The organism is Actinomadura fibrosa (assembly GCF_900659615.1).
GTDB classification, from domain to species: Bacteria; Actinomycetota; Actinomycetes; order Streptosporangiales; family Streptosporangiaceae; genus Spirillospora; species Spirillospora fibrosa.
In genome coordinates this window covers 1-9,757 of the sequence record NZ_CAACUY010000293.1, presented here as the reverse complement: position 1 = coordinate 9,757, position 9,757 = coordinate 1, and the positions used below count along the sequence as shown (strand labels likewise).

Annotated in this window: 9 protein-coding genes and 2 tRNA genes; 7 read left to right on the top strand and 4 right to left on the bottom strand. The window is 64.2% G+C overall.

Features of this window, described 5'->3' with window-relative positions:
- Positions 1–247 precede the first annotated feature (247 nt).
- A tRNA-Ala gene (locus E1300_RS43395) sits at positions 248–321 on the top strand.
- 655 nt (positions 322–976) lie between these two features.
- Here E1300_RS43395 and E1300_RS43390 read toward each other — a convergent pair.
- Entirely contained in the window at positions 977–2,296 is a 1,320-nt protein-coding gene (locus E1300_RS43390) for a Fic family protein (RefSeq protein ID WP_207400296.1), read from the bottom strand.
- Positions 2,297–2,786: 490 nt separating this feature from the next.
- Here E1300_RS43390 and E1300_RS43385 point away from each other — a divergent pair, with 490 nt between their 5' ends.
- The 4 genes from E1300_RS43385 to E1300_RS43370 all read left to right on the top strand — a co-directional run bounded on the left by E1300_RS43385 (position 2,787) and on the right by E1300_RS43370 (position 4,786).
- A complete protein-coding gene (locus tag E1300_RS43385) occupies positions 2,787–3,020 on the top strand; it encodes a hypothetical protein (protein WP_207400295.1) in 234 nt (77 codons plus the stop codon).
- Positions 3,001–3,519 carry a DUF6879 family protein gene (locus E1300_RS43380; RefSeq protein WP_242619772.1) on the top strand — a complete coding sequence of 173 codons (519 nt, stop codon included), beginning with the start codon at positions 3,001–3,003 and terminating at the stop codon, positions 3,517–3,519. The genes E1300_RS43385 and E1300_RS43380 overlap by 20 nt, the downstream gene beginning before the upstream one ends.
- 10 nt (positions 3,520–3,529) lie before the next feature.
- Positions 3,530–4,375, top strand: coding sequence for a helix-turn-helix domain-containing protein (locus E1300_RS43375; RefSeq protein WP_242619771.1), 846 nt, complete (start codon positions 3,530–3,532; stop codon positions 4,373–4,375).
- A 90-nt stretch (positions 4,376–4,465) separates the two neighbouring features.
- On the top strand, positions 4,466–4,786 hold the full coding sequence (locus E1300_RS43370; RefSeq protein ID WP_131763110.1) for a hypothetical protein: 321 nt from the start codon (positions 4,466–4,468) through the stop codon (positions 4,784–4,786).
- Between the two features lie 378 nt (positions 4,787–5,164).
- On the opposite strand, the gene E1300_RS43360 is transcribed toward E1300_RS43370, so the two are convergent.
- Together E1300_RS43360 and E1300_RS43355 are read right to left on the bottom strand one after the other, a co-directional pair.
- Positions 5,165–6,586, bottom strand: coding sequence for a hypothetical protein (locus tag E1300_RS43360; RefSeq protein WP_131763108.1), 1,422 nt, complete (start codon positions 6,584–6,586; stop codon positions 5,165–5,167).
- Between the two features lie 3 nt (positions 6,587–6,589).
- Positions 6,590–7,186: a hypothetical protein gene (locus tag E1300_RS43355; RefSeq protein WP_131763107.1), complete on the bottom strand. Its 597-nt coding sequence runs from the start codon at positions 7,184–7,186 to the stop codon at positions 6,590–6,592.
- Between the two features lie 469 nt (positions 7,187–7,655).
- On the opposite strand from E1300_RS43355, the gene E1300_RS50820 reads away from it, so the two are divergent.
- Positions 7,656–7,741, top strand: a tRNA-Tyr gene (locus E1300_RS50820).
- A gap of 445 nt (positions 7,742–8,186) precedes the next feature.
- Positions 8,187–8,762, top strand: coding sequence for a hypothetical protein (locus tag E1300_RS43350; RefSeq protein ID WP_131763106.1), 576 nt, complete (start codon positions 8,187–8,189; stop codon positions 8,760–8,762).
- Between the two features lie 487 nt (positions 8,763–9,249).
- On the opposite strand, the gene E1300_RS43345 is transcribed toward E1300_RS43350, so the two are convergent.
- Positions 9,250–9,757, bottom strand: a 508-nt coding sequence (locus tag E1300_RS43345) for an IS5 family transposase (RefSeq protein ID WP_131763105.1), incomplete at its 5' end; no start/stop codon positions are given.

Sequence of the window (9,757 nt, the reverse complement as noted above, 5' to 3'; positions counted from 1 at the left end):
AAGCATCAGTGATACATGCTCGGATTGGTAGGGCAGTAGTTCCGGCTGTGCGACGTCATGCGACCGCGCCAAGGCCCTCGAAGCCCGCCGCGCCGGCCAGACCGCCGCCCCCGCCGAGATCATCGAACTCCCGGCCCCCGAAGAGGTCTTCGACCAGTACGCCGACGACCGCCGCGCCGTCGGCGAGTGACCCGCGCCGCTCGATGCGCGAACACCCCCGGATGTTTGCTAACCTTACGGAGTCCTCGGGGCTGTAGCGCAGTCCGGTAGCGCACCTCGTTCGCATCGAGGGGGTCAGGGGTTCAAATCCCCTCAGCTCCACCCGGGATTTGCAGGTCAGAGGCCGGTTTAGGAGAAATCCTAGATCGGCCTCTGATCATTTGCCGACACGATGCCACCAAGACCGACCGACGCCAGATGGCACGCCCCGGCAACCCGAGCATCACCCACGTCACACCACCGCGGTCGAGGTAAGGTGGCCCAGCGCTCACCCCACCGCTGTGCGAGATCAATGCCTAAGGGTGCAGCGGCGGCCCCCGACGCCCAGAGTCGCCGAGAACACCTCCAGATAACTCGGCCGTCCGTCACATGACCTTGCCTGAGTACAGCCAGCGCCGAACGGCGGACGCTGCCCTCAGGCCGGTAAGGGACGGCAGTCGGCTGCGAGCGGGGAGCCGTCGATGTCATCGACATCACAGCGGCTCGATGGCGGGCTGGCAGATGACATAGTCCGTTGACGGTGGCCAGGAATAAGCACCCATCGGCAGGAGGGCTGCTCGCAGGGCATCACGAACGCCTCGCAAACTGCGGGGCTGAGATTCATAGTGCTAGCCGGGACTGGACTCAGGTGATCGGCTTCTTAGACGCCATCTCATCTGGTGGGCCGGCGGTAGCCCGCTGTTCGCGGAGAGGGTCGAGCGGCCGACTGTCCGGACCGCGGCATCTATTGCGGTGCGCGGTCGCGGGCGGCGACGATCTACCGGGTTGTTGCGAGGTGGGCGTCGATGTACCGGATCAGTCTCATCGCGTCCTGGGGATCGTCGGCGTGAAAGCTGATGCGTCGAAGCAGGTCCACGCTGTGGAGCATGATGCCCTCGCGGGCGAGGACGAATGTGAGGGCGAGGAACGCGGCACGGGCATTGCCGTCCGCGAAGGGATGGAAGAAGCAGACGTCGAGGTAGGCGCGCGCCGCGCGGGCGATCAACGGGGCAGGCCGCCGGCTGTCGGGTGCGCTGTCGGCGAGGCAGGCGTCGAGGCGGTCGGGGGTGTCGGGGCCGATGCCGTAGCGTTCCCGGCCGCCCTTGGCCCAGGCCACCTCGCTACGGAACTCGGGCGGCTGCGGCATTCCAAGGACGTGCCGCTGCCAGCCGCGCAGCCGCTCCAACGTCAGAGCGGCACCACGCGCCGCGTCCGAGCGGGCCATTTCAAGGGCCACCAGCAGGCCCTCGGCGCGCGCTGGGTCTATGGCACCGTCGAAGGCGCGGATGTCCTCGGCAGCGCCGTCGCGGGACGGTGTCACCGGCCCTTCGGAGCCGCTGTCCGGGGCATCCTGCCAAGGCACGCACGCACGTACCGCGAGCCAGCGCTCCAGATGGTCTGGCACGGGCCCGGCGGGATGAGCCGCGTCCTCGGGCCGCAAGGAACAGGCAAGCCGTTCGGCGACGTTTCCGACAACCACCGTGTCGGGACTGGTCCAACTGTGAAAGCGCCCCCCGATCGCTCGATCCACCAGATCCTGCGCGACATCGGCTGCCACGTCCCAGCGGCAAAGGAACCAGGTGAGGACCTGACGGCAGTGCGTGTACCAGCCGCTGCCGCAGCCGGTCCGGTCAACGACCCGATAGATCAGGTTCCGAGCTGCCTGCTCCCACAAGATCCGCTGGTCAGCGACCGTCGCCAGCTCCAGCGGATGGGCGTTGAACCATCCAGTAAGGCTCTCCAACCACGTGCGCCACTCGCACAGCGCCGAGACGACACGGGTGAGCGTCTCCTCCGGGCCAGTGATCGAATCCCGCGGACAGCACCAGCCGCCGACCGGGCCGCCGTCGAAGTCACCCTCATCATGAGCCCAGCGCCAGCCCACCGCCCAAGGGCCGTAGCGCTCGGCGAGGGCATGCGACATGGCGTCGGCCCAGAGTCTGGCCTCGCCATCGGCCCAGACACTCAACGCCGGGTCGCTGAGGGAGACGTCGGGACGGCGCGGGATACGTTGAGCCGGCCCTAGCGAGACCACCACCAGCGCCGCCGACGAGTGGTCGAATGAATGGCGAGAGGGGTCCACCTCGTCCCAGCTCAAATCGCGAGGAATCGGAGCGGCGCACACACGGCGAGCATGCCACGCCCGCACGGCATCCGGCCACGGCGATGCTCCGGAACCCGACCGTACAGATGCCCACTTCGGGTACCGCCCGTCGACCGACGGCGCTGGCTCGATGCCCGTCAGAACGCGATCAGGACTTCCTCGACCCAGCAAGCCGCGGCTTTGGATCTGGCCTGCAAGCCCTCGGCATCGGCCCGGGTCAGGAAGGCACCAGCCGGGTAGACCTCGATGTCCGATTCGCCGTCCTTCAGCGGTAGCCGTCCTGTAGATGAGGCCTTGCCTGCTCGGAGGCTGTTCAAGGCTGCGTGCGTGCGGCGCCAGACGTATGGGCGAAGGCCGACGTACGGAACGCGACGAGGCGAGGACCTCTCTGTGTGTTGCTTGCCCACGGCGCCCAGGAGCTCCGTGCTGTGGGCTCGAAAACAGTCGGCAGGCAAGTCCCGGCACATCAGATCCAGGCAGGTTCATGATGGCTCTAGAGTTCCTCGGTGGAGACTCAGAGTCCGACGACGGCGGGTCGCCCACCGTCTGGCGAGACCCGGCAACCGGCGACTACATCCTCCGAGGATGGGAGGTCGCCGAGGCGTTCACGCTGGCCGACACGGGCGAGAACCCGCCCGGCGAGACGCTCATCCGGTTCCCGGCACGCATGATGCAGTTCTTCCCGGAGGTGAATCGCGGTGACGCCGACCTACAGTGATCTGCTGCGTTCGGCCACGTCATCGGCGGTCCACCTGGAGATGCGCGACATCTACACCGTGGACTCGGAGAAAGAGCGCATCGCCGCATGGCGCGCGGGCCACCGCTACGACCCCGCCGACCGCGCGTCCTGGTGGCGTCCCTGGCTGAACCTGATCGCCGAAACCGTCGCCCGCGGAGTGACCGTCCGCCGAGCACGCGTGGTGTCGGAGCCGGTGAGCGAGTACATCCGCTACTCCCACTCCTACGCCTTCACCAACGTCGCGGCCGGGGAAGCGCTCCGCTGGCTACCTCGACGGCGCGCGTCCGATCTGGCGTTGCCGGGCAACGACTTCTGGCTGGTCGATGACCGGCTCGTCCTGTTCAACCACTTCGACGGTGACGGACGCCCGACCGGCGTAGAAGTCGCCGAAGACGCGGCAACCATCAAGCTGTGCGCCTCGGCGTTCGATGCCGTCTGGGAGCGCGGCATCGACCACCAGGACTACCGGCCCGCGTGAGCTAGCTCCGGTGTCGTCTCCCTCGTCCAGCGTCCAGCAGGCCAGGCAAGCCCTGGCCGATCGGCTCCGAGAGCTGAGGCTGGACGCTGGACTCACCAAACGCGAGCTGGCCCGCGCGTGCGGCTGGCACGAGTCCAAGAGCTCCCGCATCGAACACGCCCGCCGGCCACCCTCCGAGGACGACATCCGGGCATGGTGTGCCGCGTGCGCCAGCGAGGGCCAGGCCGACGACCTGATCGCCTCGCTCCGCGCGGTGAACTCGATGTACATCGAGTGGCGCCGTCTCCATCGCTCCGGCCTCCGCCACCAACAGGAGGCACGCCTCCCGCTGTACGAGCGGACCCGGCACTTCCGCTCCTACCAGGCATGGCTAGTCCCCGGCCTCCTGCACACCCGCGCCTACGCCACCGCCGTCATGCACTCGCTCAGGCACCGCCAGAGCCTCCCCGACGACGTAGACGAGGCCGTCATCGCCCGCATGCGCCGACAACACGTCCTCCACCAGGGCGATCACCGCTTCGCCTTCATCATCGAAGAGGCCGTCCTACGCAACGCCGTGTGCGACCGCGAGGCCCTCATCGGCCAACTCGACCACCTGATGACGTGCGCCTCTCTACCCTCCGTGAGCCTCGGCATCATCCCGGCACAGACCGAGCGGACCCGCTGGCCGGTCGAAGGCTTCTGGGTCTTCGACGACGACCAAGTCAATGTCGAGCTGGTGTCGTCCTACCTGACGATCACCCAGCCTCGCGAGGTCCACGAGTACGTCCAGGCGTTCACGGAGCTGTCGGCGATGGCGGTCTACGGCGCTATGGCACGAAAGCTCCTGACCTCGGCCATTGAGGCGCTCAGATAGCCCGGCAAGTTCGGGCACACTCATCGACCCAGCTCAAGCGGCCTTCCTACCGTCACGGGTGTCACCACCTCAGTCCCCAGGAGACACCCCATGCCGACGATCACAGACCTCGCGGCCGAAGGCCCACGCCTCCGCATCCAAGCCCTCAAGCAGGCAGTCAACTCCCACGGCTACGTCGCCGAAGCCACAGACACCGAGCCGCTACTCATCATCCCAAGCGCATTCGGCCCACCCGTCGAAATCCGATGCGACGCCCGCCCCTCACGAGACGGAACGCTCTGGTTCTTCCTCCACCCGATCGGCCGACCCATCGCCCCAGCCGACGACGAGCACCTTCCGAGAGTCGTCGAGGCCGTCAAGGAAAGGCTTGCCGCCAAGGAGCGGGCATGGGAACAGGCCGGACGCCGCTGACATGAGCGGCGCCAACAATCCTCTCCCGGCTCCCTCACCACAGGTCCGTGCACAAGCCATCGCCGAGCTACGCCACTACTTCCCCGGTGTCCTGACCTGGTACGGAGAGAAGACAAACATCTGGTGGGCCATGCTCCCAGTAGGACGAGCCGGGAGCCTTATTGAAGCCGCTACACCGCAGGATCTGGCCGTTAGGATCCGTCAAGGCCTGGGATGGGTAAGCCAGTAAGTCTCTTCAGAATGGCAACAATGCTTAGCTTTCAAGCGCTCGTGGGTTACCACCACTATCTGCCAGCAATCGGCCCATCGGGCGGGTTTTCTACTCTGCTCCCGCTGTCGGACATCGGAACGCCGTAAGTGGTCGGGCTCTGACGGGTCTCAGAAGAGATTCTCTTGTTCAGCAGCAGGTCCGGGATTCTCCGCTCGGGACAGGAGCTTGAGATAGGTTGCGCCTACTTTGTCTAGTTTGACTAGTACTGGAAGGGCCGACTTGAAGATGTCACCGAGCGCATAGATTGCACTGGTGTGGCCAGTCGCGGTCAGGCTCGTGAAATCACACTCAAGGCGACCACCAGTAGGAATCATAATCGTAGCTCGACGAACTTTTGTGCGGCCTGCTTGAGCGAGCCGAGCTAGCCGAGCGTCATGAAGGACATCCTCGTCACCTTTGGAAGAATATGCGATGAACCTGTCACCAACGTCCAGTTCAAGGTTGACCACCTTGACTTCCCATCGATCCGCTCTCGTTCGTAGTTCAGAGACCGACGGTACGTCATGCTTAGCTTTCCGGGGCAGATCGTTCACGCTGTCCGCGGCTACGTAGGCTGTCCACCCAGGGCCCCGGAGGGCGATGCACCTGCGGGATATCAGCCACTGTAGTCGATTATCGTCCTCTTCGCCCAGCATGCTCTGTTCGTAGAAAATTCGGATGCCCCGAGTGAGCAGGGTATCCGAATTGGCAGCTATCAGAACTTGCAAGCTGGCTGAGTATCCCTCAAGGTTGAGGCGAGCAATCTGATTGGCAGTGATCCCTCGTCCGATCCGCCGCCAGAAATCGACGCTGGTAGTTGGTACGTTAACTATAAGGAAATGCAAGTCTTCATCAGTCATACGGCCAGATAGGTTGCGGGTGCCGGGGAAGTTCTCTGCCTTGCCGCCATGTCCTTCCCATACTGACTGGAGGACGCGACTCAAGCGACTCGCCTGGTCTTCTCGTAGGAGGGTGGTCAACACCTCAGTGGCTTGGCGGGTAGCGACCAGGTCCACTCGTTCGGCACCGTGGAAGCCGTCGACGGTATGCGTCATCGCGATGCGAGTACTTTGCTCATCGATGATGCCGCGGCCACCGCGCAGAACAGCTTGTGCCATGAGGCTGGCTGCCGGTTCTTCACCGCTACGCTCGCTCAGCTCACTCACTGCTGGTGGATCAGCTACTAGGATGTTCCTTCTATGGGCAACCCTTTGCAATCCTTCGAAGTGATCTGTGTTGGTCGGTTCATTGGGTGAACCGAGCGTTATCACGAGAGGATGTGTCGGGGATATCCACTCAAGATCGTCGGTGAACCAGTTGAGAGAAGGATTGGGCCTCAAGAAGACGGGGCGCTCTCGATTTTCGCTAGGCCAGCGCACTACCAGGTCGGGCGCGATGGAGCTATTGAAGTATTCGGTGTGTCGAATAGTCGCGCCCTGGTCGGTGTGTTCGAGTTGTCGGCTGACAGCCGTTTTTATCGCCGTTATGCGATCCTCTGGCTCAGGGTGGTCGTAAGCTGAAGCCAGAGCAGCCGTCAACTCGGAAGACATCGACTATGCTCCCTCTTTGAGTTTCATGAGCTTCTCAATCTCGCTGTAATGGTCCGGAGAAATGACGAGCCTCTCCTGCTGCTTGCATAGTGTGATAAGCCAGATGCGCTCCGAAACTCCCGCTACTGTGGCTATGTCCAGCGCAGCAAAAGCTTCCGCTTCGTCCGTGGTGCCGAAGATTCTCTCTCGTTCGGCAAGTACAGCGTCCTTCACCGTTTCGGCGGTAGTGTGAAGATGCCATCTCTGTGCTTGAAAAGGAGACCAGGAGATCCACAAGAAGTGACTACAACGTTTAGGCTTCAGAGTGAGAGCGACGTAGCACTTGGCGAGGAAATCCTTGTAATGCTTAGGTAGAGTCATCTCGTAGTCATAATTCTTGACTTCCGCGAGGAACATGTCGCCTTCGAGGTCGCCGCCACGAAATTTCCCTCCAAGGTCAAAGGAAAAATCTTTGCCATGCGGCCAGTCGAATTCGAGAAGTTCTTTCAAACCCTCGTCTTCGTTGGTCCATGCGTATGCGACTCGCGTTGACTTGTCGAGCCAACGCTTGGCTCTCTCAAGCCCCTCTCGACCCTTGATATGCGCATCCTCGCCCGCCATAAGTGGATCTTAGTTGTCACGGCCTGATTGGAGCATGACCGCTTTCGGTCACTGTAGTCAGTGGCTAGCCGGTTTGAGTTGCCTTGTGGAGCAGCCGAAGCGACCTTGTCGAGGCGCTAGAGCCGGGAGTTTCTGTGATCCGCCTCTGCCATCAGGTTCCACTCGCCGAGAACCACGGCACGTACGGCGTAGCTGAGGTAGGTCGTGGTGGCAGTCGTCGCTACGCACCTTCGATGCTTGATCTTGTGCCGTGTGGCCGTTTGCTCCTGGGGCGACGGAGTGCCGTGAGGCGAGTAGCTAACGCGAGTGCTGACGGCAGATGTTGAGGTGCTCAGGTTCGAGCGAACCTCGCGGTTCGCTGGCAGGGCGCCGTGACTTAGCAGGCGATCGCGGATCTTGCTTGCGGTCTTGCGGTGAACCGGCTCGGAGTCGGCCAGTGCTGGGCCCACCACGGGCCTAAGGTGAGGAGGGAGCTGTGATCCGACTTGCTGCGTTGCAGGTCACGGGCGGTGCCCGATAGCGGTCCGGGGAGGGGTTCAAATCCCCTCAGCTCCACCCGGGATCTGCAGGTCAAGGGCCTGATCGAAGCACGCTCCGATCAGGCCCTTGATCATTTGTCATCAAGATGTCATCAAGACCGACCGGCACCAGATGACACGCCCCGGCAACCGAGACCTAACCCTTGCGCCGCATGCCGCCCCCGCGCTCACGTCCTGGGTGCCGCATCAAGATCTCCGATGAAGCCCAGGCCTCGTACCTCAACGGCCGGACAGAGCTCTACCTGCGGGCCGAGGCGTATCGGCAGGCTCCTGAGTGTGTTCGCTGAAACGCGGACACGGCCTCGCTGAAGTCGGCGCAGTCGGTGCCAGTCAGCATCCGGGCGGCGGAAGTTGAGCTTCAGCTTCCGTGGGCCCCGTTGCGAGGCTGAAGATCGTCAACGTTGAAGCGTATAGGTAGGCCACCACTTAGGTGCTCTGTGCCGTAAGCAGAAGGGGCGCATGTGGGCTTGGGACCGTGGGACGTCAAGAAGGACGAGGATCGGGAACAGTGGGCACTCACGCCGACTGTCGGTGTGGGGCCGCTGCGGTTCGGGATGACCTCCAGGGAGGTGGCGGACGCGCTCGCTCCCCACGCCATCAGCGCCGCCAAGGGTTCCTCCATCGACAACAGTGATCCGTGGTCTCTCACTACTTCCGAGGATCAGTGGTCGCCGCCCTTCAGGCCGCGATGGTTCCAGTTCTCCACGTTGGGCGTGACGACCCACTACAGCGACATCTACTGCCTGGAGGTCGTGGCGGTCGACGCGTTGACCGGACCGCAGGTTCTGTTGGACGGTGTGCCCTTGACCGGGCGCGTTCCGTCAGAGCTGGAGAGGTGGATCTGCGACCACACTGAGGCCAAGGGGCTGGATCTCCGCTACACCTATGACGCCAACCCCGCCTCGATGGACCTTGGACTCACCGTACGTGTACAGCGGGCCGGAGACGTCGTTCTCACGCGCCCGGTCTTGACGGTGCGCGAGCTGGCGCGAGATGCGTGGGAGTGTCTGCCGGCTGACGAGCTTCACACGTTCTGACGAGGATCGCGGCGCATCTCTTCTCTGCGGGAAGCGAGGCACACAGCGCCAAGAGGACGTCAGTGAGGCAGCGGCCCGGACGACGCGCCGCGCCGTCCGGGGGAAGCCTGCCGCAGTGCCCCGTTTCCGACCAGGCTCGGGGCGGTGGTTACCAACGGCGTCCGCCTCGGCGCGTAGAAGACCGCGTTGGACGGCACTTGGACGTCCGCGAAGGGCAGTGAGAAGGTCGCCCTCTATCTCTACCGGGGCGCCGCCGCGCTGAACTCCCCAGGGCTCTGCACCGGCACCCACTACGTGGCGGTGGTCAGCTCCCCTCGCGGACACCGCAGAACACGCGCCCAGCGGGGCCGACGCCAGCTACGCGACGCCGCCCGCCACGGGCTGGAAGCTTGCCACTGGGACGAGTACACCGTCGGCCTCAACACCGAAGACCCACCCGAGGCCGCACACCCCACCATCGACAACCGCCTAGAGCCTGTTTCTTGGATCAGGTGCGTAGCCAGATGAGCAGGACGGCGATGGTGATGGTGCCGGTGAACAGATAGCCGCGTTTGTCGAAGCGGGTTGCGACGGCGCGGAACTGCTTGAGGCGGTTGATGGCGCGTTCGACGGTGTTGCGTTGCTTGTAGCGCTCGGGGTCGAAGCCGGGCGGGCGTCCACCGCGGCGTCCGCGGTCGTGGCGGTGCTGCCGCTGGTCGGCCGGCACCGGGATGGTGTGCGCGATCCCGCGTCGCCGCAGATACGCCCGGTTGGCCCGCGAGGAGTAGGCCTTGTCGGCCAGCACATGATCGGGACGGCGGCGTGGGCGGCCCGGCCCCAGCCGTGCGACACCGATGGCGTCCAGGACCGCGACGAACTGCGGGCTGTCACCCCACTGACCGGGAGTGACCAGGAAGGACAGCACCCGACAGCGGCCGTCGGCGGCCAGATGAATCTTGCTGGACAGCCCGCCGCGGGAACGTCCTAGTGCTTCGCCTGCCGGGCCACCTCCTCCA